The following is a 26,263-nucleotide window of genomic DNA, read 5'->3' as shown; positions in this document are numbered from 1 at the left end:
GGGCTGGGGGTGGGGGAAGTCGTCATCATGTCTCCTGCAAAAAAGGAGAAGGCCGTTGAACGATGCTTCCGAGTCTAGGACATGTAGACGGTGTTCACAATCGAAGGTTTGTGTCCCGCCCCGCGGGGTACGCATCAGTGTCCGTACTGCCCGCGCCAACGTTCAGAGCCAGTGGATCGGCGCGGCGGCGCGGGCGTTGGCCGCGTAAAGCGTCCAGCCGCGCGCAAACCAGGCGCGCACGCGAGCAACCGGCGAGGGGCCGGTGCCCATGCGCGCGTAGCAGGCAACATCGCGCGCCGGATCGGTGGCCATTGCTGCGGTAGCGCGGTTCTGCGCGGGTTGGCGATAAAGCGTATCAGCGAGCACTTGCATGGCGACGTTTCCTTTCTGGTGGAAGGGAGATTGAGGTGCCTCGTTCGCCACACTTGGTCCTCAACGAGGGCGGCGCACGAGCCCATTCAGGGTTATCCCTAGTATAGATAAGTTGCGCCGGCATCATCCGGGTCTGCCCCTATAGGCCCTATATCGACCGCGTGATAATGGCCCGGGCCCACAACGGCCACCGGAGCGATGCCACCGCCACCAGGATGATCATTCGCCACATCCACCATTCCTGCCCACGCATGCCGCGCATTGTTGTGCGGTGATGACGCACCGGGCGCCGTCACCTAGCCTTCAGCCTTGCCCAGATCACGCCCCACAGAAGGCACCGACAAGCCGGCACACCGATAAAGAGGATGGACGAGGCGCTGCCTGGCCCATCCAACGAGAACCACGTGAGACAAGCCTGACGACGGCCCGCACGACGGACGTTGCAGCGCCCGCAAGGAGACAGATCATCATGATCGAACAGCCCTATCCGTCGTCCGCGACGGAAGCCGATGCCGCACGCCCCCACGTGCCCCAGGTCCCCGAAGTCAAGAGCCGGCTCGACGCCTATTTCCAGATCACCGCGCGCGGCAGCACCCAGCGCCAGGAAGTGGTGGCTGGCGTGACCACTTTCATGGCGATGGTCTATGCGGTGTTCGTCGTGCCCGGCATGCTGGGCAAGGCGGGCTTCGACAGCAGCGCGGTGTTCGTCGCGGTGTGCCTGACCACCGCCTTCGGCTCGCTGCTGATGGGCCTGTGGGCCAAGCTGCCGATCGCGATCGGCTGCGCGATCTCGCTGACCGCCTTCATGGCCTTCGGGCTGGTGCTGGGACAGGGCCTGTCGCCGGCGGTGGCGCTGGGCGCCGTATTCCTGATGGGCCTGATCTTTACCGCGATCTCGGTCACGGGCGTGCGCTCCTGGATCCTGCGCAACCTGCCGGCGGGCGTGGCGCATGGCACCGGCATCGGCATCGGGCTGTTCCTGCTGCTGATCGCCTCGAATGAAGTCGGACTGGTGGTCAAGAACACCCATGCCGGCCTGCCGGTGGCGCTGGGCAAGATCACCTCGTTCCCGGTAGTGATGTCGGTGCTGGGGCTGGCCGCGATCTTCGGGCTGGAACGGCGCAAGGTGCCGGGCGGCATCCTGCTGGTGATCATCGCGATCTCGGCGCTGGGCCTGGCCTTCGATCCGGCGGTGAAGTTCACCGGCGTGTTCGCGCTGCCGTCGCTGAGCGCACCGGGCCAGCAATCGCTGATCGGCGCCATGGACGTGCGCGGCGCGCTGTCGGCGGCGGTGCTGCCGAGCGTGCTGGCGCTGGTGATGACCGCGGTGTTCGATGCGACCGGCACCATCCGCGCCGTCGCCGGCCAGGCCGGGCAGCTCAACGCCGCCGGCCATATCCACAACGGCGGGCGCGCGCTGACCGCGGACTCGGTCAGCTCGATCTTCTCGGGGATGTTCGGCGGCGCCCCGGCCGCGGCCTATATCGAATCGACCGTCGGCGTGGCCGCCGGCGCCAGGACCGGCCTGACCGCGGTGGTGGTGGGCCTGCTGTTCGTGGCGGTGATGTTCTTCTCGCCGCTGGCCGCGCTGGTGCCGTCGTACGCCACCGCGCCGGCGCTGATGTACGTGGGCCTGCTGATGCTGTCCAGCGTCAGCCGCCTGCATATGGACGACCTGGTCGATGCGCTGGCGGGCCTGGTCTGCGCGGTATTTATCGTGCTGACCTGCAATATCGTCACCGGCATCATGCTGGGCTTCTGCACCCTGGTGGTGGGCCGCGTGGTCGCCGGCGAATGGCGCAAGCTCAATGTCGGGACCGTGGCGATCGCCGTCGTGCTGGCCGCGTTCTATGCCGGCGGCTGGGCGATCTGACCGATGTCCTGACTGATTTACCTGACTGATACCTGCCGCGTCCCGGGCACCGGGACGCCGGCCAGAAGACGTCTCCTCCGCCGTGATCCAGGTGGATTTCAAGCCCGGGCTTCCTGCTTGCCCGGGCTGTTTTTTTGGCTTTCGGCCTATTCAGCAAATAACGAAATAACGCCCTGCCAAATCCTCACTCCGCGCCTTCGCCGGTAGCCTGCATCGCCGCCATATCCATGTACACCAGCTCCCACACATGGCCGTCCGGGTCCTGGAAGCCGTGCCCGTACATGAATCCCAAATCCATCGGCGGCTTGTAGGTATTGCCGCCCGCCGCTACCGCGTCACTGACCATTTGATTGACGCGTTCGCGGCTTTCCATCGACAGGCAAACCAGCACTTCGGTGAATTTGCGCGCATCGCAGATGTCATTGGGAGAGAAGCTGCGGAACTTGGCTTCGGTGAGCAGCATCACGAAAATGTTCTCGCCGACGATCATGCAGGTGGCAGTCTCGTCGGTAAATTGGGGATTGAACGAGAAGCCGAGCCGGGTAAAGAAGGCGATCGACTTTTGCAGGTCGCGGACGGGCAAATTGACAAAGATCTGTTGGCTCATCAAGGGGCTCCGGTTGTCATGTCGGGGCGCCGCAAGGGGCGCCAGACAAACAGTCTAGGCGCTAAAAGCGCGGCTCGCGGATTTTTTGGATTGCCCTTAAAACCGTCCCCAAACATCGGCAATGGACAACGCAATGCGGCCCGCAATGCCGCTGCAATGTCCGGTATTGTGCGGTGTCAAACAGTCGATTCAGCGTCGATTGAGGGTCGATTCAGGCCGCCAATCAATCTGTCCGTGCAATCTCCGTTATTTTTTGTAAAATTTTTATGTGAACCGAGACCTCAACTTCTAGTACCATGCACCGGCCTATTTGCAGAAAGGGGATATAAATGGCGACATACAAGCAACTCCTGGCTGAGAAGGAAGCGCTGGAAGCCAAGCTGAATGAAGTGCGCGCAACGGAAGTGGCCGGCGTGATCGACAAAATCCGCGAGCTGATGACCGAATATGGCCTGACCGCGGAAGACATCCTGCCCCGCCGCAAGCGCGGCCGCCCGGCCGGTACCGGCGCCGCCAAGAAGCAGGCGTCGGCCCTGCCCCCGAAGTACATGGATCCGAAGACCGGCAAGACCTGGTCGGGCCGCGGCCGTGCGCCGGCCTGGCTGGGCAAGCGTCCGGAACGCTTCCTGATCGAGCAGTAATCCGGTTACTGACGATTAAAGCCGGGCGCGCCCTGAAACGCCCGCTTTAATCGTCCGGTAATCGTGCGCTCCGCTCGCCATCGCGCTTATTGCAGCGCCTGGCAGACATATTCCTTGCGCAGGGCCCTGAAGCCCTGCTGCGTCGGCTCCGCCAGCAGGCGCGCGCCGCCCCCGTCCAGCGGCTGCATCCGCAGTACCTGCGCCGAGCACTGGCTCGCCGTCTCGTCGCGCTGGTAGCGGATCTCATACTGGCCACCGGCTATCGGCACGAATGACACGCCCGCGGCGCAGCGCAGCTCGGGCAGCGGCGGTGCCGCGGTCGACGTGACGGCCACATAAAGGCGCCGGCCCGCCTCCACCAGCCGCTCGCGCGTGCGCGCCGGCGGCTGCGGCGAACGCCCGGCCAGGTCTAGCCCACGCTCCCTTCCCATCGCAGACAACTGCCTGCCGGTGCCGGCCAGCACCAGCGGCCGCGCCGGCACCGGGCATCTGGCCGGATCGACCACGGTGAAGGACGTGTTGTCGTCGGTGGTGGTCAGCAGCCGCACGCTGGCGGTCGGAGCGCCGGCGGGCACCCGGTACTGAGCCACGCAGCCGGACAGCGCGGCAGCGGCCAATACGGGCAACAGGGCAAGGCGGGGCGGGACTGCGGACGACCGGTCATGGCGCATGGCGGCTGGCAGGTGGAGTCGCGAACTGGCGTCCCGGCGGCATTCCGGGGATCTTGACGGCTGGATGAGACCAAGATGAAGGCAGATAAGGCTTGGAGACTGCACGATGCCAGTGCGGCGCCTTGCTGCCCGATTCTGCCGGAAACCTGGGTTGGCCCCGGCCTGCCCCAAAACCCGCCCAGCATACCCGTTTCCGGCGCGCCGCGGCAGCGGCACAAACCCATGTTGAAAACCCCGACGTGATATCCACAGAATCTGTGGATATCCTTCCCCTCTCCTCCCCGGAAGCCACGGTCTGTGCGCCAACGCACCGGCGCGCCCAAATTTTAGGCAACGGGTTGCATGCGCCCCGGATGCCAGCAGCGGCGCGGCCTGGCGCGCCATCGCCGCCACCGCCTCCTCCCGCTGCGCTGCCTTGGCCACACTCCCGCCCCCTGCCTGCCCTTGAAGGGCCCCGTCCCACCGCGTAATCTCACTGTTACCGGGGGCTGCCCTGGCGCTTGCGCCAATCAGCCAATAACGACAAATGCCACTACAAGAGCCCATCCAGGCCGGGCCGCTGCCTCGCGACCTGCTGCACGCACTGCGTGAAGGCGGTTACGACGTGTCGGCGCTCGCGCCTGCCCCGGATTCCCCGGAAACCGATCCCGATCACGACGGCGCCGTACCGGCCACCGGCCCGCTGCAGGCCGGCCACTTGCTGTGCGCCGTCTACCAGGCCACCGGCGACCCCGCCATCGGCCTTTGGCTGGGGAGCAGGATGCAACCCGACCTGCTCGGGCTGGCGGGCCTGCCTGCCATCGCCGGCCCGTCGCTGGGCACCGCGCTGCGGCGCATCGCGCGCTACCAGAAGCTGCTGGCGGGCGATCGCCTCGAACTGCGCCGCCAGGGCGACGAGGCCTGGGTCTGCATCCGCCCGAGCGACCCCGAGGCGCCCGACACGCGCCCGCGCATCGACATGGAACTGTGTTCGCTGCTGGCCTTCGGGCGCCAGTTCACGCGCAAGCCGCTGCATCCGCTGCGCGTGTCGCTGCGCATCGGCCAGCCGGCCTGGCACGTGCGCTATACCGAGGCCTTCGATTGCCCGGTGCGCTTCGGCGAGCCGGAAGACGCGATCGTCTTCGGCCGCCGCGATCTGGCGCTGCGGCTGGTGGCGCGCGCCCGCCCCGGCCCGTCGGCAGGGCTTGACTCGCGCGAGCCGCGGCCGTCGGCCGCCTCGCTCGACGACGTGCGTGCCGCGCTCTTCCAGCTTGCCGGCGAACGCGCACTGAGCCTGGCAGCGGTGGCGCGCCACCTGGATGTCAGCGAACGCACGCTGCAGCGCCGGCTGATGGCCGCGGGCACGGGCTTCCGCGCGCTGTGCGAGGACGCGCGCCGCGAGCTGGCCGGACGCTACCTGACCGAGGGCGGGATGTCGCTCGGAGAGATCGCATTCCGGCTCGGCTTCGACGATGCCAACTCGTTCTTCCGCGCCTTCCGCCGCTGGACGGGCATGACGCCGGGCGACTACCGGCGCGCGGCGGCGCAGCCGCCGGCCTGACGCTTGACCAGGGCGACCGCTGCCGGGGCGGCCGGCTGTTGGCACGGCGGGTTGTCGCCCTGGCGCTCCGCCAGGAAATCGACAAAGGCGCGCACGCGCGGCGGCACCAGGCACCGGCGCGCTGGACCGTAGCCGCCATCCCAGGCGTCTGAATCAGGCCACGAGCCCACGCATACGCTCCCCCGCGCACGGGAGAGAGGTGGGGGTGAAGGCCGGAGCATCAACGACGTGCACGCCTCAGCCCGGCTTGCCGTCCACGCGCGGGCGCGCGAGCCGCGGCGCATACGTCAGCGCATAAAGGCCGAAGCCCGCGACCCAGCACACCCCCGCCCCCCAGATCCAGTGCAGGTAGCCGGCCGGCCACAGCACCGGCCCGAATACGCGCAGTACCGCCGCGGCGGCCACCAGCCAGTAGGCCGCGGTTTCCGCGCGGCCGGCCACCAGCATGCGCCCGGTGTGGCCAAGCGCAGTGCGCGTGATCATGGCGATGATGGCCACGCCAAGCACGCCCACGGTGAATGCGTGCGTCGCCAGCCCGGCCATCGCCAGTCCCAGCGCACCCAGCGCCTGCAGCAGCAGCGCGACCGGCAGCCACGCATAGGCCAGGTGCAGCACCCACAGGATCGGCCGGTTGCCCACCGCATGGCCGCGCCATCCGGACACGCGCACCGCCAGCACCGCCGCGGCCAGCAATGACAGCGCCGCCACCAGCCTGGCCGGCAATGGCAGCAGCGCCGACGCCAGCCCCAGCACCGATGCCGGCACCACCATGCGATCGACCTGCCGGTATTGCCGCAGCCGGAAGCCCGGTACGGCGTTGGTCGTGAACATCGGGATCACGCGTCCGCCAATTACCACCACGAACAGCGTCACCAGCGCCACGCCGGCGCGGCAGGCCTGCATCGCGCCGGCATCGTGGCCGCGCGCCTGCAGCCACAGGCTGGCGATATCCGCTACCGCAAGCAGCCACAGCGCCAGCGCAAGCGGATAGTTGCGGCGGTTGCCGGCCTTGGCCAGCGTGCGGGTAAAGGCCAGCGCCGCCAGCGGCAGGAACGCGCCCGCGATCACGAAGGCCGCCGTGCCCGGCGCGATCCACATCCCCACGCGTCCCGCCAGCCACAGCACGAACAGCACCGCCAGCGCGGCCCCGGCCGGTGTGGGCTGCCCTGTCCATGCGCGCCCCGCGGTGAACAGGAAGCCGACCACGATGGCGGCGGCAAAGCCAAACACCATCTCGTGCGCATGCCAGAACATCGCCGGGATCGCGGCTGCCGGACCGACCGCGCTCACGCCCGCCAGCATTGCTGACCAAGCCGCGATCGCCAGCGCGGCGAACACCGCCCCGCCCAGGTAGAACGGCCGGAATCCCAGCGCAAACAGGGCAAAACCGCGTGGCGGCGGACCGGCGGGCGTCTTGCCGGAGGGCGACGGGCGCCGGGCAGGAAGGATCGGGATGGTTTCCATGGCGGAGGAAAGGAGTCAGGTAGACCGGCAGCGCCGGGGCGCGGTACGTGCCGGATTCCTGATCCAGCGCAGGATTGCCGCGAGCACGCGAACGGATGCGTCGGTGCTGCAAGCACGATAGCACCGCCGCCGCGCCGATGACCTCCGTCGGTAGAACTACCTCCATAGGCAGATCGCTTCGTCGCCAGCGCTGTGCTGCCGGCGAATAGGCAGCACCAGTGGCCGCCCCTACTCTGGCATCACCCCCGCCAAAGTTGACACAGGAGCATGGCCATGGCCACCCCAACCCGCGTGCCGGAGCCCGTACCAGCCGGCGCCGCAATGACACTGGCGTCCAGCACATTCGCCTTCACCGTCTGTTTTGCCGTCTGGATGCTGTTCGCCGTCCTCGGCATCCCGCTCAAGCAGGAACTCGGCCTCAACGACACGGAGTTCGGCCTGCTCGCGGCAACGCCCGTGCTGAGCGGCTCATTGATCCGCGTGCCGCTGGGCATCTGGACCGACCGCTTCGGCGGCCGCATCGTTTTCTTCGTGCTGATGCTGGCCACGGTCATCCCGATCTGGCTGATCTCATACGCGCACACGCTGTGGCAACTGCTGGTGCTGGGGCTCTTCGTCGGGCTGGCCGGCGGCTCGTTCTCGGTCGGCACGCCGTATGTGGCGCGCTGGTTCCCGCGCTCGCGCCAGGGGCTGGCGATGGGCATCTTCGGCGCCGGCAACTCCGGCGCGGCACTGACCAAGTTCGTCGCGCCGGCGATGATCCTCGCGGCCGGTACCTGGACCGTGGTGCCGCGCGTGTATTCGGTGGCGATGCTCATTACCGCGGTGCTGTTCTGGCTGTTCTCGCGCAGCAATCCGGCGCACGTGGTCAAGTCCGGCGTGGGCTGGCGCGAGCAGCTCGCCGTGATGCGCGATCCGCGCGTGTGGCGCTACTCGCAGTACTACTCGGTGGTGTTCGGGGGCTATGTCGGCCTGTCGCTGTGGATGACCAAGTACTACATCGGCGAGTACGGCTTCGATATCAAGACCGCGGCTTTTCTCGCCGCCTGCTTCTCGCTGCCCGGCGGCGTGCTGCGCGCCATCGGCGGCTGGATCTCCGACCGCTACGGCGCGCACCGCACTACCTGGTGGGTGATGTGGGTGAGCTGGGTCGGCTTCTTCCTGCTGAGCTACCCGCAGACCGATTTCATCGTCCAGACCACCAGCGGCCCGCAGGGTTTTCGCATCGCGCTGACGCCCACGGTCTTCACCTTCCTGCTGTTCGTGGTCGGCATTGCCTTTGCCATCGGCAAGGCCTCGGTCTTCAAGTTCATCTCCAACGACTTCACGCACAACATCGGCGCGGTTTCCGGTGTGGTCGGCCTGGCTGGCGGGCTGGGCGGTTTCGTGCTGCCGGTGCTGTTCGGCATGCTGGCCGACCTGACCGGCATCCGCAGCAGCTGCTTCATGCTGATGTACGGCACCGTGTGCGTGAGCCTGGTGTGGATGCACTACAGCCAGCGCGCCGAGCGCCAGCGCAAGGCACAGGCTGTCGGCCTCACGCAGGCCGCCTGACAGGCAATCTCTCAAGCGCGCCTGCGCGCTCTCTCAATCAAGGCACACCATCATGACCTCATCCGTACTAACCCGCTGGGAGCCCGAGAACGCGTCGTTCTGGCGCGACCAGGGCGAGCGCATCGCCTACCGCAACCTGTGGATCTCGATCCCGGCGCTGATGCTGGCCTTCGTGGTCTGGATGCTGTGGAGCGTGGTCGCGGTCAATCTCGACCGCGCCGGCTTCCAGTTCACCAAGAACCAGCTGTTCTGGCTGACCGCGCTGCCGGCGCTGTCCGGCGCCACGCTGCGCATCTTCTATTCGTTCCTGGTGCCGGTGTTCGGCGGGCGGCGCTTTACCGCGATCTCCACCGCGCTGCTGCTGATCCCGGCCCTGGGCATGGGCTTCGCGCTGCGCGACCCGTCCACCGGCTATCCCACGCTGCTGGCTCTGGCGCTGTTGTGCGGGCTGGGCGGCGCCAACTTCAGCTCCTCGATGGCCAATATCAGCTTCTTCTTCCCCAAGGCGAAGAAGGGCCTGGCCACGGGCCTGAACGCGGGCATTGGCAACCTCGGCGTGTCGGTGGTGCAGTTCGTCACGCCGCTGGTGGTGTCGATCGCAGTGTTCGGCGCGCTCGGCGGCGAGCCGCAGCAGTACACGGCCAACGGCACCACGCATGACCTGTGGCTGCAGAACGCCGGTTTTATCTGGGTGCCGTTCATCATGGTGTCGGCACTGGCGGCGTGGTTCGGCATGCATGACATCGCGGATGCCAAGGCATCGTTTGCCGAGCAGGCGGTGATCTTCAAGCGCAAGCACAACTGGCTGATGTGCTGGCTGTACGTGGGCACCTTCGGCTCGTTTATCGGCTTCTCTGCGGGGCTGGCGCTGCTGACCAAGTCGCAGTTCCCCGGCGTCAATCCCACCGCTTACGCCTTCCTGGGGCCGCTGGTGGGCGCGCTGACGCGTCCGGTGGGTGGCTGGATCTCCGACAAGCTGGGCGGTGCGCGCGTCACGCTGTGGACCTTCGTCGGCATGATCGCGGCGGTGTTCGCGGTACTGGCGGCGCTGCCGCATGACGGCGCCGGCGGCAACTTCACATTCTTCCTGGCCGCCTTTATCGCGTTGTTCGCGCTGACCGGCATCGGCAATGGCTCGACCTTCCGCATGATCCCGGTGATCTTCCTGACCGAGCGCCAGCGCGCCGCGGCGGGCAAGGGCGATGCCGCGCAGAAGCAGGCGGTGCAGGACGCCGGCAAGGAATCGGCCGCCGTACTGGGCTTCTCCGGCGCGATCGGCGCCTATGGCGGCTTCTTTATCCCCAAGAGCTTTGGTACCTCGCTGGAGCTGACCGGCGCCCCCGACGCCGCGCTGTACTGCTTTATCGCCTTCTACGTCAGCTGCGTGCTGGTGACGTGGTGGTACTACGCGCGCCGCAACGCCCTCATGCCCTGCTGACCGTCTGCCGGCCGGACTAGTTCTGTCGAACTAGTCCGGCGCGCGGCACCTAGCCCGATCGCCACACGGCGGCTGTTCCTCCAGCGAATTGGCTGCCGTCCTCCTCCCCCATAAGCTGAGGGTGTCCCTGCAAGCGCTCCCGCAACAGCCGGAGCACCCGCAGAAAAGCACCCGCGGAGAACAAAGCAATGAGTCATTTCCTGGATCGACTGAAGTTCATGTCGCGCGTCAAGTCCACCTATGCGGACGGCCACGGCGCGGTGGTGAACGAAGACCGCAAGTGGGAAGACGGCTATCGCAGCCGCTGGCAGCACGACAAGGTCGTGCGTTCGACCCACGGCGTGAACTGCACGGGCTCCTGCTCGTGGAAGGTCTACGTGAAGAACGGCCTGATCACGTGGGAAACCCAGCAGACCGACTACCCGCGCACGCGCCCGGACCTGCCCAACCATGAGCCGCGCGGCTGCCCGCGCGGGGCCTCGTACAGCTGGTACGTCTACTCCGCGCAGCGGGTCAAGTACCCGATGATCCGCGGCCGCCTGATGGAAATGTGGCGCGAGGCCCGCCAGACCATGGACCCGATCGCCGCCTGGGAATCGATCAGCCAGGACCCGAAGAAGGCCGCACGCTACAAGAGCGTGCGCGGCCAGGGCGGCTTCGTGCGCGCCGACTGGAACACGGCCACCGAGATCATTGCCGCGGCCAATGCCTTTACCGTGAAGAAATTCGGCCCGGACCGCGTGATCGGCTTCTCGCCGATCCCGGCCATGTCGATGGTGTCGTATGCTGCCGGCGCACGCTACCTGAGCCTGCTCGGCGGCGCCTGCCTGTCGTTCTACGACTGGTACTGCGATCTGCCGCCGGCCAGCCCGCAGGTCTGGGGCGAACAGACCGACGTGCCGGAATCGGCCGACTGGTACAACTCCACCTACCTGATGGTGTGGGGCTCGAACGTGCCGCAGACCCGCACGCCTGACGCGCACTTCTACACCGAGGTCCGCTACAAGGGCACCAAGACCGTGGCGGTGTCGTCCGATTTCGGCGAGATGGTCAAGTTCGGCGACATCTGGCTGGCGCCGAAGCAAGGCACCGACGCCGCACTGGCGATGGCCATGGGCCACGTGGTGCTGAAGGAATTCCACGCCAGCGGCAAGTCCGCCTACTTCCGCGACTACGTGAAGCAGTACACCGACATGCCGATGCTGGTGCTGCTGCGCGACAACCAGGGCACGCTGGTGCCCGACCACTTCCTGCGCGCCTCGCACCTGGCCGACAACCTCGGCGAAGCCAACCATCCCGAGTGGAAGACCCTGCTGGTCGACGACGCCACCGGCGAGATCGTCGCGCCCAACGGCTCGATCGGCTTCCGCTGGGGCGAAGGCGCCCACAACGGCGGCGAGAAGGTCGGGCGCTGGAACCTGGAGATGAAGGACGGCGGCAGCGGCCGCCCGGTCGGGCCGCGCCTGTCGCTGCTCGGCAAGGAAGACGAGGTGGTGGAAGTGGGCTTCCCCTACTTCGGCGGCGAACACGACGAACTGCTGCGCCGCCGCGTGCCGGCACGCCGGCTGACGCTGGCCGATGGCAGCACCGCACTGGTGGCCACCGTATACGACCTGCAGATGGCCAACTACGGCGTGGATCAGGGACTCGGCGGCCCGAACGTCGCCGCTTCCTACGACGATGACGTGCCCTACACCCCCGCCTGGCAGGAAAAGCACACCTCCGTTCCGGCCCGCCTGGTGACGCAGGTAGCGCGCGAATTCGCCGACAACGCCGACCGGACGCAAGCCAAGAGCATGGTCATCGTCGGTGCCGCGCTGAACCACTGGTACCACAACGACATGATCTACCGCGGCATCATCAACCTGCTGATGATGTGCGGCTGCATCGGCAAGAGCGGCGGCGGCTGGGCCCACTATGTCGGCCAGGAAAAGCTGCGCCCGCAGTTCGGCTGGGCCCCGCTGGCCTTCGGCCTGGACTGGTCGCGCCCACCGCGCCAGATGAACGGCACTTCGTTCTTCTACAACCACACCAGCCAGTGGCGCCACGAGAAACTGGCCGTCGACGAGATCCTGTCGCCGACCGCCGACCGCAAGCGCTATGACGGCCTGTCGCTGCTGGACCTGAACGCGAAGTCCGAACGGATGGGCTGGCTGCCGTCCGCCCCGCAACTCGGCACGAATCCGCTCGACGTGGTCGATGCGGCCGAGCGCGCCGGGCAGGACCCGGTCGCCTACACGGTCGAGCAACTGAAGTCCGGCAAGCTGCAGTTCGCCTGCGACGATCCCGACAACCCGGCCAACTTCCCGCGCAATATGTTCGTGTGGCGCTCGAACATCCTGGGCAGCTCGGGCAAGGGGCATGAGTACTTCCTGAAGTACCTGCTGGGCACGCAGAACGCCGTGTTCGGCGACGAGGATGACGCCATCAAGCCGAGCGAAGTCAACGTGCGCCCGGCCGCCGAAGGCAAGCTCGACCTGCTGACCGTGCTGGACTTCCGCATGAGCACCACCTGCCTGTACGGCGACATCGTGCTGCCGACGGCCACCTGGTACGAGAAGGACGACCTCAACACGTCCGACATGCACCCCTTTATCCACCCGCTGTCCGAAGCCGTGCAGCCGCTGTGGGAAAGCAAGACCGACTGGGAGATCTACAAGGCCATCGCAAAGAAGTTCAGCGAGATCGCCGGGCCCTACCTCGGCATGCGCAAGGACCTGGTATGCACGCCGCTGCTGCACGACACCCCGGGCGAGCTCGGCCAGCCGTTCGAACCGAAGGACTGGAAGGCCGGCGAGTGCGACCTGATCCCCGGCAAGACCGCACCGTCGATGACCGTGGTGGAGCGCAACTACGCGGACATCTACAAGAAATTCACCTCGATCGGGCCGCTGCTGGACAAGCTCGGCAATGGCGGCAAGGGCATCAACTGGAACACCCAGCATGAAGTGAAGGAGATCGGCCACCTCAGCCACACGGTGAAGGAACCCGGCGTCAGCCAGGGCCGCCCGCGGCTGGAAAGCGCGATCGACGCCGCCGAGATGATCCTGACCTTCGCGCCCGAGACCAACGGCCATGTCGCCGTCAAGGCATGGGAAGCGCTGTCCAAGATCACCGGCCGCGACCACACCCACCTGGCCGTAGGCCGCGAGCACGACAAGATCCGCTTCCGCGACGTGCAGGCGCAGCCGCGCAAGATCATCTCCGCGCCGACCTGGTCGGGCCTGGAATCGGAAGAGGTCAGCTACAACGCCGGCTACACCAACGTGCATGAGCTGATCCCCTGGCGCACGCTGACCGGCCGCCAGCAGTTCTGGCAGGACCACCGCTGGATGCTGGATTTCGGCGAAGGCGCCTGCGTGTACAAGCCGGCCATCGACACCAAGACCGTGGCGCCGATGCTGGGCAAGAAGCCCAACGGCAACCCGGAGCTGGTGCTGAACTGGATCACGCCGCACCAGAAGTGGGGCATCCACTCCACCTACTCCGACAACCTGCGCATGCTGACGCTGTCGCGCGGCGGCCCGCACGTGTGGATCTCGGAGGTCGAGGCCAAGGCCAACGGCATCCGCGACAACGACTGGGTCGAGGTCTTCAACGTCAACGGCACGCTGACGGCCCGCGTGGTGGTGTCGCAGCGCGTGCCCAAGGGCATGTGCCTGATGTACCACGCCCAGGAAAAGATCGTGAACGTGCCCGGCGCCGAGACCAGCGGCATGCGCGGCGGCATCCATAACTCGGTCACGCGCGCCGTGACCAAGCCCACCCACATGATCGGCGGCTACGCGCAGCTGGCCTACGGCTTCAACTACTACGGCACCGTGGGCAGCAACCGCGACGAGTTCGTGATCCTGCGCAAGATGAAGAAGGTCGACTGGCTGGAAGGGCCGCTCGTGGAAAAGACTGCGAAGTTGACGGTGAATGAAGGAGCCTCGCAATGAAGATCCGTGCCCAGGTGGCCATGGTGCTGAACCTCGACAAGTGCATCGGCTGCCATACCTGCTCCGTGACCTGCAAGAACGTCTGGACCAGCCGCGACGGGGTCGAGTACGCGTGGTTCAACAACGTCGAGACCAAGCCCGGCATCGGCTACCCCAAGGAATGGGAGAACCAGGACAAGTGGCAGGGCGGCTGGAAGCGCAACGCCGACGGCACGCTGGAGCCGCGCCAGGGCGGCAAGCTGAAGATCCTGGCGAACCTGTTCGCCAACCCCAACCTGCCGCAGATCGACGAGTACTACGAGCCCTTCACCTACGACTACGAGCACCTGCAGAAGGCGCCGCTGGTGCAGACCCCGCCCACCGCGCGTCCGGTCTCGGTGCTGACGGGCCGCAAGATGGAAAAGATCGAGTGGGGCCCGAACTGGGAAGACGACCTCGGCGGCGAATTCAGCTCGCGCGGCCGCGACAAGCTCTTCGACGACGTGCAGAAGGAGATGTACTCGACCTTCGAGAACACCTTCATGATGTACCTGCCGCGCCTGTGCGAGCACTGCCTGAACCCGGCCTGCGTGGCCTCGTGCCCGTCGGGCTCGATCTACAAGCGCGAGGACGACGGCATCGTGCTGGTCGACCAGGACAAGTGCCGCGGCTGGCGCATGTGCATCTCGGGCTGCCCGTACAAGAAGATCTACTTCAACTGGCAGAGCGGCAAGGCCGAGAAGTGCCTGTTCTGCTATCCGCGCATCGAGGCCGGCCAGCCCACGGTCTGCTCCGAGACCTGCGTCGGCCGCATCCGCTACCTCGGCGTGATGCTGTACGACGCCGACCGCATCGAGCAGGCGGCATCGGTGGCCGATGAGCGCGACCTGTACCAGTCGCAGCTCGACGTCTTCCTCGATCCGCACGACCCGGCGGTGCAGGCCGAGGCGCTGCGCCAGGGCATCCCGCAGACCTGGCTGGATGCCGCGCGCAAGTCGCCGGTCTACAAGATGGCGTGCGAGTGGAAGATCGCCTTCCCGCTGCACCCGGAGTACCGCACCCTGCCGATGGTCTGGTATGTCCCGCCGCTGTCGCCGATCCAATCCGCGGCCGAGGCCGGCCACATGGGCATGAACGGCGTGATCCCGGACGTGAAGAGCCTGCGCATCCCGGTCAAGTACCTGGCCAACCTGCTGACCGCGGGCGACGTGATGCCGGTGCTGTCCGCGCTGGACCGCATGCTGGCGATGCGCGCCTACAAGCGCTCGCAGGTGGTGGACGGCGTGCAGGACCTGGCCGTGCTGGAGCAGGTGGGCCTGACGCCCGCGCAGGTCGAGGACATGTACCAGACCATGGCCATCGCCAACTACGAGGACCGCTTCGTGATCCCGTCCTCGCACAAGGAGATGGTAGAGGACAGCTTCAACGACAAGGCCAGCTGCGGCTTCACCTTCGGCAACGGCTGCTCGGGCGGCGCGTCGGACGGCTCGCTGTTCGGCAAGAAGCCGCAAGGCAGCGTCCACTTCGCCGACATGCCCAAGTCGCGCAAGAAGGCAGTGATGAGCTGATGGCTGCCATGAACCGCACGGAGAACGACATGCCCCTCTACCCCATCCTCAGCGCCTTGCTCGGTTATCCCGAGCAGGAACTGCTCGACGCCCTGCCGGAGATCGATGCCGCGCTGGCCGAATGGCCGCAGGCGCGCGAGCTGCTGGCCCCCGTGACCGCCCTGCTGCGCAGCGGGTCGCTGATCGCACTGCAGGAAAACTACGTCGCCACCTTCGATCGCAACCCGGCGCACTCGCTGCACCTGTTCGAGCACGTGCATGGCGAGAGCCGCGACCGCGGCCAGGCCATGGTCGACCTGATCGACGAATACCGGCGCGACGGCTTTGAACCCGCCGCGTCCGAGCTGCCCGACTACGTGCCGCTGTTCCTGGAGTTCCTCGGCGCGCTGGTGGCCGACGGCAAGGAAGCGCGCGCCGAGCAATTGCTGGGCGAGGCGATCCACGTGCTGGCCGCGATCGGCGACCGCCTGGCGCGCAACGAAAGCCCGTACGCCGGCGTGTTCGCGGTGCTGCGCACGCTGACCGACGTGCAGCCGCAACCGCAACAGGAGCCGCCGGTGCGCGACATGGACGAGGCGCTGGAAACGTTCGGGCCGGGGGCGGATGGCGTGGAACCGTTGCTGGCGCCGCAGGGCGGGCCGCAGGCGGTGAAATTCTATCCGCGTGGCACGGCGCCGGTGCCATTGCCTTGCTGAAATGCTTACGCGAGCCGACTGTTTGCTCCCCTCTCCCGCGTGCGGGAGAGGGGCGGCGGTGAGGGCGGGAGCTTCGACGAAGCGCCGGTGCTTAAACCACCCCTCATCCTACCCTCTCCCCTGAGGGGAGAGGGGAACACAGCCGGCAACAGCGAAGACACAGGCAAGCCAAACACACGATCGATCCTACCGAGCTAACACACCATGGCAACGCTCCACCAATTCCTCTACGGCATCTACCCGTACATCGCTGCCGCCATCTTCCTGTTCGGCAGCCTGGCCCGCTTCGAGCGCGAGCAATACACCTGGAAGACCGACAGCTCGCAGGTGCTGTACCGCGGCAACCTGCGCACGGGCAACATCCTGTTCCACGTGGGCATCCTCGGCCTGTTCTTCGGCCACCTGGTCGGCCTGCTGACGCCGGTGGCGGTATGGGATGCGCTGGGCGTCTCGCACGGCTTCAAGCAGGGCGTGGCAATGGCCGCCGGCGGCGTGATGGGCACCATGTGCCTGGCCGGCCTGCTGATCCTGCTGCACCGCCGCCTGAGCAATGCGCGCGTGGCCGCGGTCACGCGCACCGGCGACAGGGTGCTGCTGCTGTGGCTGCTGGTGACGCTGCTGCTGGGCCTGTCCACCATCTTCGAATCCGCCGGCCATATGGACGGCCACATGATGGTCCAACTGATGACCTGGACCCAGCACCTCGTCACGCTGCGCGGCGACGCGGCCAGCTATATCGCCGATGCGCCGCTGCTGTTCAAGGCACACCTGTTCATGGGCATCACGCTGTTCGCGATCTTCCCGTTCACGCGGCTGGTGCATGTGTGGAGCGGCTTCGCGTCGGTGGGCTATCTCGGCCGCGCCTGGCAACTGGTGCGCAGCCGCTGAGCGCCGCCACCCGACAAGGAGAACAACATGCCTGTCACCGTCAACGGCGTGGAACTGCGCGACGCCGATATCGAACGCGAGCTGGATCACCATCACGATGCGGCCAACCCGGCGCGGCTGGCCACCATTTCGGCCATCCTGCGCCAGCTGGTGCGCACCGAAGCCGATCGCATCGGCCTGGCCGCCGAAGGCCTGGACGACGACGCACTGGCGCTGGCCCTGCTGGAACGCGAGGCCGGCATCCCCGAACACGACGAAGCCAGCTGCCGCCGCCACTACGACAGCCGCCCCGAGCGCTTTCGCGACGGCGAATGGGTCGAGGCCGACCATATCCTGTTCCAGGTCACGCCGCGCGTGCCGCTGGACGCGCTGCGCGAGATTGCCGGGCAAACGCTGGCGCTGGTGCGCGGCGATCCCTCCTCGTTCCCGCAACACGCGCGCGCGCTGTCCAACTGCCCCAGCGGCGCCAACGGCGGCCGGCTCGGCCGCCTGTTCCGCGGCGAAACCGCGCCTGAGTTCGAGCGCGCGCTGTTCGCCGCGCAGCAGGACGGCGTGGTGCCGCAACTGGTCGAAAGCCGCTTCGGCCTGCATATCGTACGCATCCTGGAACGTTGCTCCGGCACCCGCCTGCCCTTCGACGCCGTGCGCGGCGATATCGCCCGCGCGCTGGCCGCGGCGGCGCGCGACCGCGCCTGGAAGCAATACGCCAGCCTTCTGATCGGACGCGCGCGCATCGAAGGCATCGAGCTGCAAGGCGCCGACAGCCCGCTGGTGCAGTAGCCGCAGCCACCCTGACCGCCCCCCAACATGCATCAGATCGAACACCTGCTCAAGGGCTTTGAGCGCTTCCAGCAACGCTATTTCGACGACGAGCCCGGACTGTTCGACACGCTGCGCACCGGCCAGCGGCCGCCCACGCTGCTGATCGGCTGTAGCGATTCACGCGTCGATCCAGGCCTGCTGCTCGGCTGCGACCCGGGCGAGCTCTTCACCGTGCGCAATATCGGCAACCTGGTGCCGCCCTGCACCGGCCGCCATGAGGGCAGCCTGCACGGCGTTTCCGCGGCGATCCAGTTCGCGGTGCAGCAGCTTGGCGTGGCACGCATCATCGTGATGGGCCACGGCGGCTGCGGAGGTATCCGCGCGCTGCTGGCGCAGCCCGACGACGCCGGCGACCATCCGCCGGATGAAGATGAGGAAGCCGACTACCTCGGCGCCTGGGTGCGCATTGCCGCCCCGGCCCGCCGGCAGGTGGAGCAGACCATCGCCGAGCCATCGCTACGCCAACGCGCCTGCGAACAGGCGGCCATCCTGGTCTCGCTGCGCAACCTGCAGACCTTTCCGTTCGTGCGGCGCGCGCTCGATGCCGGCAGGTTGACGCTGCACGGCTGGTATTTCGATCTCGAGGCCGGCGCGCTGCTGGCCTATTCGCAGCGTGCCGACGCCTTCCTGCCGCTGGTGTGCCCGCTGCCCGTCCAATCTGAGTCCTGACATCATGACCCCATTCATCGTTGGCATCACCGGTACCTCCGGCAGTGGCAAGACCACGCTGATCACCGCGCTGTTGCCGTGGTTTCGTGCGCTCGGCCTGTCCGTCAACGTGGTCAAGCACAGCCATCATCCGCCCGAACTGGAGCCGCCCGGCAAGGACAGTGCGCGTTTTCGCGCGGCGGGCGCGGCAGAGGTGATGGTGGCCTCCCCCTATCGCTACGCCATCGTGCGCGAGCTGGTGGACGAGGCCGAGCCGACACTGGACGAGCAGGTGGCGCGGCTGACGCCCGCGGATATCACGCTGGTGGAAGGCTTCCGGCGCGAGGCGATTGCGCGCATCGAGGTCTATCGGCCCGCGCACGGGCGCGCGCCCTACTATCCTGGCGATCCGTCCATCGTTGCGATCGCGACGGATACTCGGATGGATACCACGTTGCCCTGCCTGCCGCTGGAGGATGTCGCGCAGGTGGGCGCGTTCATCCTGGCGATGAAAGACAGCACACGCCTGCCCGAGATCAACACCCCCGGACTGCGTTCCCAGGCCCTCCTCCCCGTTTGACGCCAGTCAATCCCATGTCGCCAGTGTTTCACCATGATCACTTCAAACGACAGGTGCCCGATACAGACCACCAACGCACCACGAAACAGCTTTCCTCCACTCGCTGATCCACAGCACCATGAAAGCAAAACACTGGCTGTACCCCGCAATCGCGGCAGTGCCGCTCACACTCTGGCTGGGGCTGCCTGAAGCGGCCACTACCGCGGCCACTACCGCGGTCACTACCACGGCCACCACCGCGGCCAAACCCGCAGCCACCAGCGCAAAGGCTGCACCAAAGGCAGAACAGAAGGCCGCCATCCCCACTCTCACCGCAGCCGAATTCGACCACGCCAGGCAAATCTACTTCGAACGCTGCGCCGGCTGCCACGGTGTGCTGCGCAAGGGCGCGACCGGCAAGGCGCTCACGCCCGACATTACCCGCGCCCGCGGCACCGAATACCTGAAGACCTTCATCAAGTACGGCAGTCCCGCCGGCATGCCCAACTGGGGCACCTCTGGCGATCTCTCCGACAAGGAAGTCGACCTGATGGCGCGCTATATCCAGCTCGATCCGCCGACGCCGCCCGAGTTCTCGCTGGCCGATATCGAGAAGAGCCGCAAGGACATCATGCCGGTGGCGCAGCGGCCGACGAAGAAGATGAACCAGTACAACCTGGACAACCTGTTCTCGGTAACGCTGCGCGACGCCGGCGAGGTCGCGCTGATCGACGGCGACAGCAAGCAGATCATCAATATCGTCAAGACCGGCTACGCGGTGCATATCTCGCGCATGTCGGCGTCCGGGCGCTACCTGTACGTGATCGGGCGCGACGCGCGGCTGGACCTGATCGACCTGTGGCTGCCCACGCCGGCCATCGTCGCTGAAGTGAAGATCGGCATGGAGGCGCGCTCGGTCGAGACCTCCAAGTACAAGGGCTATGAAGACAAGTACGCGGTGGCGGGCTCGTACTGGCCGCCGCAGTACGTGATCATGGAAGGCGACACGCTCAAGCCGCTCAAGGTGGTGTCGACGCGCGGCATGACCGTCGACAACGAATACCATCCCGAGCCACGCGTGGCGTCGATCGTCGCCAGCCATTTCCATCCGGAGTTCGTGATCAATGCCAAGGAGACCGGCAAGATCCTGATGGTCAACTACTCCGACCTGTCCAACCTAAAGACCACTACCATCGATTCCGCCAAGTTCCTGCACGACGGCGGCTTCGATGCCACCGGCCGCTACTTCCTGGTCGCCGCCAACGCCTCCAACAAGATCGCCGTGGTCGATACCCGGGAAGACAAGCTGGCCGCGCTGATCGATGTCGGCAAGACCCCGCACCCGGGGCGCGGGGCCAACTTCACGCATCCCACGTTCGGGCCGGTCTGGGCCACCAGCCACCTCGGCGACGAAACCATCAGCCTGATCGGCACCGATCCGGCCGGCCAACCGGCACACGCGTGGAAGGTGGTGCAGACGCTCAAGGGCCAGGGCGGCGGCTCGCTCTTTATCAAGACGCACCCGAAGTCTTCCAACCTGTGGGTCGATACGCCGCTGAACCCTGACGCCAGGCTCAACCAGTCGGTGGCCGTCTTCGATACCCGCAACCTCGAAGCGGGCTTCAAGGTGCTGCCGATCGCGGAGTGGGCCAACCTGAAGGGCGACGGCGCCAAACGCGTGGTGCAGGCCGAGTACAACAAGGCCGGCGACGAGGTCTGGTTCTCCGTCTGGGGGACCAAGGACGGCGAGTCCGCGCTGGTCGTGGTCGATGACAAGACCCGCACGCTGAAGACCGTGATCAAGGACAAGCGCCTGGTCACGCCGACCGGCAAGTTCAACGCCTACAACACGCAGCACGACGTCTACTGAGCCGGCGGCATCGCGCCGCATTGCCGGCGCGATGCACAGGCCTCACTGCCCACAACGGAGAACTCCATGCGCAAATACCTGGCCCTTCCTTCCCTGCTTGCAGCCTCGAGCTGCGCACTGGCGCTTGCCGCCGCGCTGCCCGGCGCCGCCCACGCGAGCCAGCAGCTCGCCTCGGGCAAAGCCTGCCTGTCGTGCCACGGCATCGACAAAAAGATGATCGGCCCCGCCTTCAAGGACATCAAGGCCAAATACACCAGCCGCAAGGACGGCCAGGCGCATATGGCGCAGTCGATCCTGCAGGGCAGCAGCGGCCAGTGGGGACCGGTGCCGATGCCTGCCAACGCGGTCAGTGCCGCCGAGGCCAACACGCTGGCCAAATGGATCCTCTCGCTCTGAGCCGGCGTGCCGCGCTGGCGGCGGTAGCCGTAGCGATGCTGTGCGCCGCGGCCGGAGCGCAGGCAGAGCCCTCGCCCGCGCGGCAGGCGCAGCTGGCGCACTGGCTGCGCGACGACTGCGGCGCGTGCCATGGCATGACGCTGCGCGGCGGCCTGGGTCCGCCGCTGACGCGCGAGGCACTGGCCGGCAAGCCGGCCGAAAGCCTTGTCGCCACGGTGCTGTACGGCCGGCCCGGCACCGCGATGCCGCCCTGGCAACCCTTCATGACGCAGGAGGAAGCCCAATGGCTGATCGATCGACTCCAGGCCGGCGAACCACCGGCCGCCCCGCCATCCGTCACCATCGCGCCGGGACCGTGATGCGCGCCCTTGCCGCCGCGTTGTGCGCCACGCTCGCTGCCACGCTGGCGGCAGGCTGCGCCACCGCCGTGCGGGGCACCGGCGATCTCGGCGTGGTGGTCGAGCGGGCCGCCGGAAGGCTGCAGATCGTGGAGGCCAGCGGCATGACGCGGCTGGCCACGGTGGACGGACTGGGCGACCTGTCGCACGCCAGCGTGGTGTTCTCGCGCGACGCGCGCTACGCCTATGTGTTCGGCCGCGATGGCGGGCTCACGCGCGTCGACCTGCTGAGCGCGCGCATCACACACCGCGTCCTGCAGGCGGGCAACAGCATTGGCGGTGCGATCTCGCAGGACGGTCGCGTGGTGGCCGCGCAGAACTACGCACCGGGCGGCATCCGGCTGTTCGATGCGCAGACGCTTGAGCCGCTGGCGGACCTGCCGGCGATCGGCAGCGATGGCCGCCAGGCCAAGGTGGTCGGCCTGGCCGACCTGCCCGGTCGCCGCTTTGCCGCAAGCCTGTTCGACTCCGGCGAGATCTGGATCATTGACGCCGCCGACCCGCGCCATCCGCAGGTGACGCGCCTGCCCGCAGGCCGGGAGCCCTACGACGGACTGGTCACGCCCGACGGGCGCTGGTACCTGGCAGGCCTGTTCGGCGAGGACGGGCTGGCCCTGGTCGACCTGTGGCAGACGCCGCCGCGCTCGCGCCGCATCCTGTCCGGCTATGGCCGCGGCACCGCGCCGCTGCCGGTCTACAAGATGCCGCACCTGCGCGGCTGGGCGATGGCGCAGGGCATGGCGTGGCTGCCGGCGATCGGACGCCATGAAGTGCTGGTGGCCGATCCCGCGCAGGGCTGGAAGCAGACGGCGCGCGTGGCACTGGCGGGCCAGCCGGTGTTCGTGATGGCGCGGCCCGACGGGCGCCAGGTCTGGGTCAACTTCGCCTTCCCGCACAACGATACCGTGCAGGTGATCGACACCGCAACGCACGAGGTGGTGCGCACCCTGCGGCCGTGCCGCGGCGTGCTGCATATGGAATTCACCCCCAAGGGCGAAGCGCTGTGGCTGTCCTGCCGCGACGACAACCGCGTCGACGTCTACGACACCGCCAGCCTCGCGCGCATCGCCACGCTGCCCGCCGACAACCCCAGCGGCATCTTCTTCACCGCACGGGCGCAGCGCTTTGGCATGTAGGGCACGATCATGCACGACGAGCAAATCCTTTATGACCGCCTGCAGCACGATTTCCCGCTGCAGCCCCGGCCCTACCAGGCGCTGGCCGAGGGGCTGGGCCTGTGCGAGCACGCGCTGCTGACATTGCTGGCGCGCGATTTCGGCGCCGGGCGCATCAGCCGCGTGGGTGCGGTGTTCGCGCCCAATGTGATCGGCGTCAGCACGCTGGCGGCCTTGTCCGTGCCGCCGGCGCAACTGGACCGCGTGGCGGCGCGCATCAACGCCTGCGCCGCGGTCAGCCACAACTACGCGCGCAACGGGCACGCGTACAACCTGTGGTTCGTCGCCGGCGCGCGCGACCGGCGCTTGCTGGACGCCGCGCTGGCTAGCATCGCCGACCAGGCCGGGCAGGCCCCACTGGACCTGCCGATGGCGCGCGAGTACCACATCGACCTGGGCTTCCCCCTCACACAGCGCCGCACCGCCCGCACCGACCGCACCGACGGCACCGACCGCGCCAGCCTCACGGTGCCGCACCGGCGCACGCGCCGCGCCGCCACCCCCGCGCCGCCGGTGGTGCTGGATGATGACGACTGGCGCCTGGTAGCCGCGCTCGAAGCCGGGCTGCCGCTGACGCCGCGCCCGTTCCACGCGCTGGCGTTGCGCACCCGTCTGCCGCTACCCCATATCCTGGAGCGGCTGGCGCAGTGGTCGGCGCAGGGCGTGATCCGGCGCCTGGGCGTGGTGCTGCACCATGGCCGCTTCGGCTATCGCTACAACGCCATGTGCGTATGGGATGTGCCCGATGCGCGCGTCGATGCGGTCGGCATGCGGCTGGCGCGGCTGGCGCGCGTGACGCTGTGCTACCGCCGCGCGCGCCGGCTGCCGGACTGGCCCTACAACCTGTTCGCGATGGTCCATGCGCGCGATCCGCAGGACCTGCAGCCAGCGCTCACGCATATCCGCGCGACCGCCGGGCTCGACCTGACCCCGGGCGCGGTGCTGGTGGGGACACGCTGCTACAAGCAGCGCGGCACGCGCTATGCCACGGCGGTGGCGGCATGAGCGCGATGTCCACGGCAATCGACGCGGTCGACCGCAGCATCATCAACGCGCTGCAGCGCGGCCTGCCGCTGGTGCCACGCCCGTATGCCGAGGCGGCAGCGGCGCTCGGCATCGACGAGGCCGAGCTGCTGGCACGGTTGCGCGCGCTGCTCGACTGCGGCGTGCTGACCCGCTTCGGCCCGCTGTACCAGATCGAACGCGCCGGCGGCCGCTTCGTGCTGTGCGCCTGCCACGCGCCAGCCGCGCGGATGGCAGCCGTGATCGACGCGATCAATGCCCATCCGGAAGTCGCGCACCACTATGCCCGCACTCATCACCTGAACCTGTGGTTCGTGCTGGCCGTGGCGAGCGCGCAGGACGTTGCGCCCGCGCTGGCGCGCATCGCCGCCGCTGCCGGCGTGACGATCCTGCCGTTTCCGAAGGAACGCGAGTTTTTCGTCAATCTCTACCTGCCTGCCTGACACGACCCCGATGCCCGACGCCGAAGCCCCCACCGGATCCCCTGACGCGCTGGACCTTGCCATCATCCGTGCGACCCAGTCCGGCCTGCCGCTGGTACCGCAGCCCTATGCAGCGGTGGCCGCTGGCCTGGGCCTCGGCGAAGACGAAGTCATCGCCAGGCTTGCCGCGATGCAGGCGAGCGGCGCGCTGCGGCGCATCGCCGCGGTGCCGGACCACTACCGGCTGGGCTGGCGCGCCAACGGCATGACCGTCTGGGATGTGGACGATGCCTGCGTCGACACGCTGGGCGAGCGCGTCGGCGCGTTGCCCTTTGTCAGCCATTGCTACCGCCGCCCGCGCCACCTGCCGCACTGGCCCTACAACCTGTTCGCGATGGTCCACGCGCGCACGCAAGAAGACGCCGCGCCGCAGATCACCCGCATCGCCGCGCTGCTGGGCGATGCCTGCCGCGCGCACGACGTGCTGTGGTCCACCCGCATCCTGAAGAAGACCGGCCTGCGCTTGCCGCCGGCCGCCGCACCCGCCGACTAGGATCCCCATATGTTCCGCCTGTCCCGCTTCATGGAGGCCCTGCGCGATGCCGGGCCCGTGCCGCCGCCGCGCAAGCCCGCCGGCCCGGTGGTGATCTGGAACCTGATCCGCCGCTGCAACCTGAACTGCCGGCACTGCTACGCCACCTCCGCCGACACCGATTTCAAAGGCGAGCTGGATACCGCCGAGGCACTGCGCGTGCTGGAGCAGTTGCACGATGCCCGGGTGCCGGCACTGATCCTGTCCGGCGGCGAGCCGCTGCTGCGGCCAGACCTGTACACCATTGCGGCCCGCGCCCGCGAGCTCGGCTTCCACCTGTCGCTGTCGTCCAACGGCACGCTGCTCGACGCCGGCCATGCCGCACGGCTGGCGGCGGCCGGCTTCGACTATGTCGGCGTCAGCCTCGACGGCCTGCCCGCCACGCACGACCGCTTCCGCCGCAGCGACGGCGCTTTCGCGCAGGCGCTGGCCGGGCTGCGCGCCGCGCGCGCCGCCGGCCTGCGCGTGGGCGTACGCATGACGCTGACCGAAGCCAACGCGGCACAGCTTCCCGACCTGGTGGCGCTGGCGGCGCAGGAGGGCATCGACAAGTTCTACCTGTCGCACTTCAACTACGCCGGCCGCGCGCGCAGCCACCGTGCCGACGACGCGCGCCACTTGCGCACCCGCGCCGCGCTCGACTGGCTGTTCGGGCACGTCTGGCAGCGCACGCAGCAAGGCAATGCCGGCGACTTCGTCACCGGCAACAACGATGCCGACGGCGTCTACCTGCTGTACTGGATCGCACAGCGCTTCCCGCAGCGTGTCGCCGATATGCGCCAGCGCCTGCGGCACTGGGGCGGCAATGCCACCGGCGTCGGCGTGGCCAACATCGACAACCTCGGCAACGTGCATCCCGATACGATGTGGTGGCATGTGACCCTGGGCAACGTGCGCGAGCGGCCGTTCCGCGAGATCTGGGCCAGCCGCGCCGATCCGCTGATGGCGGGGCTGGCCAGCACACCGCGGCCGCTGCAGGGGCGCTGCGCCGGCTGCGCGCATCGGGCGATCTGCAATGGCAATACCCGGGTGCGGGCGTTTGCGCTGACCGGCAATCCGTGGGCCGAAGATCCGGGCTGCTACCTCAGCGATGCGGAGATCGGCATGGAGGTCGCGGCATGAAGACG

Annotated in this window: 24 protein-coding genes; 20 read left to right on the top strand and 4 right to left on the bottom strand. The window is 67.8% G+C overall.

Annotated features, from left to right (window positions below; all coding sequences use genetic code 11):
- Window positions 1-162: 162 nt before the first annotated feature.
- Entirely contained in the window at window positions 163-372 is a 210-nt protein-coding gene (locus tag AB1I47_RS25165) for a hypothetical protein (protein WP_354686428.1), read from the bottom strand.
- A 469-nt stretch (window positions 373-841) separates the two neighbouring features.
- Between AB1I47_RS25165 and AB1I47_RS25160 the strand changes: the two genes are divergently transcribed.
- Window positions 842-2,245, top strand: a complete 1,404-nt coding sequence (locus tag AB1I47_RS25160; RefSeq protein WP_354686427.1) for an NCS2 family permease — start codon at window positions 842-844, stop codon at window positions 2,243-2,245.
- 184 nt (window positions 2,246-2,429) lie between these two features.
- Here AB1I47_RS25160 and AB1I47_RS25155 read toward each other — a convergent pair whose 3' ends face one another.
- Window positions 2,430-2,852: a VOC family protein gene (locus AB1I47_RS25155; RefSeq protein WP_354686426.1), complete on the bottom strand. Its 423-nt coding sequence runs from the start codon at window positions 2,850-2,852 to the stop codon at window positions 2,430-2,432.
- A 329-nt stretch (window positions 2,853-3,181) separates the two neighbouring features.
- Here AB1I47_RS25155 and AB1I47_RS25150 point away from each other — a divergent pair, with 329 nt between their 5' ends.
- Window positions 3,182-3,493 carry an H-NS histone family protein gene (locus AB1I47_RS25150; protein WP_354686425.1) on the top strand — a complete coding sequence of 104 codons (312 nt, stop codon included), beginning with the start codon at window positions 3,182-3,184 and terminating at the stop codon, window positions 3,491-3,493.
- An 86-nt stretch (window positions 3,494-3,579) separates the two neighbouring features.
- On the opposite strand, the gene AB1I47_RS25145 is transcribed toward AB1I47_RS25150, so the two are convergent.
- Window positions 3,580-4,119, bottom strand: coding sequence for a hypothetical protein (locus AB1I47_RS25145; protein WP_354686424.1), 540 nt, complete (start codon window positions 4,117-4,119; stop codon window positions 3,580-3,582).
- Window positions 4,120-4,690: 571 nt separating this feature from the next.
- Between AB1I47_RS25145 and AB1I47_RS25140 the strand changes: the two genes are divergently transcribed.
- A complete protein-coding gene (locus AB1I47_RS25140) occupies window positions 4,691-5,704 on the top strand; it encodes an AraC family transcriptional regulator (RefSeq protein ID WP_354686423.1) in 1,014 nt (337 codons plus the stop codon).
- A gap of 237 nt (window positions 5,705-5,941) precedes the next feature.
- Here AB1I47_RS25140 and AB1I47_RS25135 read toward each other — a convergent pair whose 3' ends face one another.
- A complete protein-coding gene (locus AB1I47_RS25135; RefSeq protein ID WP_354686422.1) occupies window positions 5,942-7,168 on the bottom strand; it encodes an NnrS family protein in 1,227 nt (408 codons plus the stop codon).
- A gap of 273 nt (window positions 7,169-7,441) precedes the next feature.
- On the opposite strand from AB1I47_RS25135, the gene AB1I47_RS25130 reads away from it, so the two are divergent.
- The 17 genes from AB1I47_RS25130 (at window position 7,442) to nirJ (ending at window position 26,258) form a co-directional block, all read left to right on the top strand.
- Entirely contained in the window at window positions 7,442-8,722 is a 1,281-nt protein-coding gene (locus AB1I47_RS25130) for an MFS transporter (protein WP_354686421.1), read from the top strand.
- Between the two features lie 52 nt (window positions 8,723-8,774).
- Window positions 8,775-10,160, top strand: a complete 1,386-nt coding sequence (locus tag AB1I47_RS25125) for a NarK family nitrate/nitrite MFS transporter (RefSeq protein ID WP_354686420.1) — start codon at window positions 8,775-8,777, stop codon at window positions 10,158-10,160.
- A gap of 188 nt (window positions 10,161-10,348) precedes the next feature.
- On the top strand, window positions 10,349-14,101 hold the full coding sequence (locus AB1I47_RS25120; protein ID WP_354686419.1) for a nitrate reductase subunit alpha: 3,753 nt from the start codon (window positions 10,349-10,351) through the stop codon (window positions 14,099-14,101).
- Window positions 14,098-15,648: a nitrate reductase subunit beta gene (gene narH, locus AB1I47_RS25115; RefSeq protein WP_354686418.1), complete on the top strand. Its 1,551-nt coding sequence runs from the start codon at window positions 14,098-14,100 to the stop codon at window positions 15,646-15,648. Before AB1I47_RS25120 ends, narH begins: the two co-directional genes overlap by 4 nt.
- A gap of 29 nt (window positions 15,649-15,677) precedes the next feature.
- Entirely contained in the window at window positions 15,678-16,343 is a 666-nt protein-coding gene (gene narJ / locus AB1I47_RS25110) for a nitrate reductase molybdenum cofactor assembly chaperone (RefSeq protein WP_354686417.1), read from the top strand.
- A 204-nt stretch (window positions 16,344-16,547) separates the two neighbouring features.
- Complete coding sequence (narI, locus tag AB1I47_RS25105) at window positions 16,548-17,231, top strand: respiratory nitrate reductase subunit gamma (RefSeq protein ID WP_354686416.1); 684 nt, start codon at window positions 16,548-16,550, stop codon at window positions 17,229-17,231.
- Window positions 17,232-17,258: 27 nt separating this feature from the next.
- The gene (locus tag AB1I47_RS25100; RefSeq protein ID WP_354686415.1) at window positions 17,259-18,011 is read left to right on the top strand and encodes a peptidylprolyl isomerase; all 753 of its coding nucleotides are present in this window, start codon (window positions 17,259-17,261) and stop codon (window positions 18,009-18,011) included.
- Window positions 18,012-18,038: 27 nt separating this feature from the next.
- Window positions 18,039-18,722 (top strand): carbonic anhydrase, encoded by a 684-nt coding sequence (locus AB1I47_RS25095; protein WP_354686414.1) that lies wholly within the window; start codon window positions 18,039-18,041, stop codon window positions 18,720-18,722.
- A 4-nt stretch (window positions 18,723-18,726) separates the two neighbouring features.
- A complete protein-coding gene (gene mobB, locus AB1I47_RS25090; protein WP_354686413.1) occupies window positions 18,727-19,281 on the top strand; it encodes a molybdopterin-guanine dinucleotide biosynthesis protein B in 555 nt (184 codons plus the stop codon).
- A gap of 118 nt (window positions 19,282-19,399) precedes the next feature.
- Window positions 19,400-21,130, top strand: coding sequence for a nitrite reductase (locus AB1I47_RS25085; protein ID WP_354686412.1), 1,731 nt, complete (start codon window positions 19,400-19,402; stop codon window positions 21,128-21,130).
- A gap of 66 nt (window positions 21,131-21,196) precedes the next feature.
- Window positions 21,197-21,526 (top strand): c-type cytochrome, encoded by a 330-nt coding sequence (locus AB1I47_RS25080; protein ID WP_354686411.1) that lies wholly within the window; start codon window positions 21,197-21,199, stop codon window positions 21,524-21,526.
- On the top strand, window positions 21,508-21,885 hold the full coding sequence (locus tag AB1I47_RS25075; RefSeq protein WP_354686410.1) for a c-type cytochrome: 378 nt from the start codon (window positions 21,508-21,510) through the stop codon (window positions 21,883-21,885). Before AB1I47_RS25080 ends, AB1I47_RS25075 begins: the two co-directional genes overlap by 19 nt.
- Window positions 21,810-23,060, top strand: a complete 1,251-nt coding sequence (locus AB1I47_RS25070; RefSeq protein ID WP_407935907.1) for a cytochrome D1 domain-containing protein — start codon at window positions 21,810-21,812, stop codon at window positions 23,058-23,060. Before AB1I47_RS25075 ends, AB1I47_RS25070 begins: the two co-directional genes overlap by 76 nt.
- A gap of 9 nt (window positions 23,061-23,069) precedes the next feature.
- Window positions 23,070-24,104: a siroheme decarboxylase subunit beta gene (gene ahbB, locus AB1I47_RS25065; protein ID WP_354686408.1), complete on the top strand. Its 1,035-nt coding sequence runs from the start codon at window positions 23,070-23,072 to the stop codon at window positions 24,102-24,104.
- On the top strand, window positions 24,101-24,565 hold the full coding sequence (locus AB1I47_RS25060) for an Lrp/AsnC family transcriptional regulator (protein WP_354686407.1): 465 nt from the start codon (window positions 24,101-24,103) through the stop codon (window positions 24,563-24,565). Before ahbB (AB1I47_RS25065) ends, AB1I47_RS25060 begins: the two co-directional genes overlap by 4 nt.
- A 10-nt stretch (window positions 24,566-24,575) precedes the next feature.
- Window positions 24,576-25,097 carry a siroheme decarboxylase subunit beta gene (gene ahbB / locus AB1I47_RS25055; RefSeq protein ID WP_354686406.1) on the top strand — a complete coding sequence of 174 codons (522 nt, stop codon included), beginning with the start codon at window positions 24,576-24,578 and terminating at the stop codon, window positions 25,095-25,097.
- A 9-nt stretch (window positions 25,098-25,106) separates the two neighbouring features.
- Entirely contained in the window at window positions 25,107-26,258 is a 1,152-nt protein-coding gene (nirJ, locus tag AB1I47_RS25050; RefSeq protein ID WP_354686405.1) for a heme d1 biosynthesis radical SAM protein NirJ, read from the top strand.
- The last annotated feature ends 5 nt before the right edge of the window (window positions 26,259-26,263 follow it).

This window comes from Cupriavidus necator (assembly GCF_040578825.1).
In the GTDB taxonomy this organism is placed as follows: Bacteria; Pseudomonadota; Gammaproteobacteria; order Burkholderiales; family Burkholderiaceae; genus Cupriavidus; species Cupriavidus necator_E.
This window is presented reverse-complemented; position numbering and strand designations above follow the sequence as displayed.

Bases quoted from the DNA above. Each gene is read 5' to 3' on its own strand.
- narJ (WP_354686417.1), top strand. From the start codon at position 15,678: ATGCCCCTCTACCCCATCCTCAGCGCCTTGCTCGGTTATCCCGAGCAG.
- narI (WP_354686416.1), top strand. From the start codon at position 16,548: ATGGCAACGCTCCACCAATTCCTCTACGGCATCTACCCGTACATCGCT.
- AB1I47_RS25150 (WP_354686425.1), top strand. From the start codon at position 3,182: ATGGCGACATACAAGCAACTCCTGGCTGAGAAGGAAGCGCTGGAAGCC.
- AB1I47_RS25120 (WP_354686419.1), top strand. From the start codon at position 10,349: ATGAGTCATTTCCTGGATCGACTGAAGTTCATGTCGCGCGTCAAGTCC.
- mobB (WP_354686413.1), top strand. From the start codon at position 18,727: ATGACCCCATTCATCGTTGGCATCACCGGTACCTCCGGCAGTGGCAAG.
- nirJ (WP_354686405.1), top strand. From the start codon at position 25,107: ATGTTCCGCCTGTCCCGCTTCATGGAGGCCCTGCGCGATGCCGGGCCC.
- narH (WP_354686418.1), top strand. From the start codon at position 14,098: ATGAAGATCCGTGCCCAGGTGGCCATGGTGCTGAACCTCGACAAGTGC.
- AB1I47_RS25130 (WP_354686421.1), top strand. From the start codon at position 7,442: ATGGCCACCCCAACCCGCGTGCCGGAGCCCGTACCAGCCGGCGCCGCA.
- AB1I47_RS25085 (WP_354686412.1), top strand. From the start codon at position 19,400: ATGAAAGCAAAACACTGGCTGTACCCCGCAATCGCGGCAGTGCCGCTC.
- AB1I47_RS25160 (WP_354686427.1), top strand. From the start codon at position 842: ATGATCGAACAGCCCTATCCGTCGTCCGCGACGGAAGCCGATGCCGCA.
- AB1I47_RS25080 (WP_354686411.1), top strand. From the start codon at position 21,197: ATGCGCAAATACCTGGCCCTTCCTTCCCTGCTTGCAGCCTCGAGCTGC.
- AB1I47_RS25125 (WP_354686420.1), top strand. From the start codon at position 8,775: ATGACCTCATCCGTACTAACCCGCTGGGAGCCCGAGAACGCGTCGTTC.
- AB1I47_RS25155 (WP_354686426.1), bottom strand. From the start codon at position 2,852: ATGAGCCAACAGATCTTTGTCAATTTGCCCGTCCGCGACCTGCAAAAG.
- AB1I47_RS25100 (WP_354686415.1), top strand. From the start codon at position 17,259: ATGCCTGTCACCGTCAACGGCGTGGAACTGCGCGACGCCGATATCGAA.
- ahbB (WP_354686406.1), top strand. From the start codon at position 24,576: ATGCCCGACGCCGAAGCCCCCACCGGATCCCCTGACGCGCTGGACCTT.
- AB1I47_RS25140 (WP_354686423.1), top strand. From the start codon at position 4,691: ATGCCACTACAAGAGCCCATCCAGGCCGGGCCGCTGCCTCGCGACCTG.
- AB1I47_RS25075 (WP_354686410.1), top strand. From the start codon at position 21,508: ATGGATCCTCTCGCTCTGAGCCGGCGTGCCGCGCTGGCGGCGGTAGCC.
- AB1I47_RS25095 (WP_354686414.1), top strand. From the start codon at position 18,039: ATGCATCAGATCGAACACCTGCTCAAGGGCTTTGAGCGCTTCCAGCAA.
- ahbB (WP_354686408.1), top strand. From the start codon at position 23,070: ATGCACGACGAGCAAATCCTTTATGACCGCCTGCAGCACGATTTCCCG.
- AB1I47_RS25165 (WP_354686428.1), bottom strand. From the start codon at position 372: ATGCAAGTGCTCGCTGATACGCTTTATCGCCAACCCGCGCAGAACCGC.
- AB1I47_RS25070 (WP_407935907.1), top strand. From the start codon at position 21,810: ATGGCTGATCGATCGACTCCAGGCCGGCGAACCACCGGCCGCCCCGCC.
- AB1I47_RS25060 (WP_354686407.1), top strand. From the start codon at position 24,101: ATGAGCGCGATGTCCACGGCAATCGACGCGGTCGACCGCAGCATCATC.
- AB1I47_RS25135 (WP_354686422.1), bottom strand. From the start codon at position 7,168: ATGGAAACCATCCCGATCCTTCCTGCCCGGCGCCCGTCGCCCTCCGGC.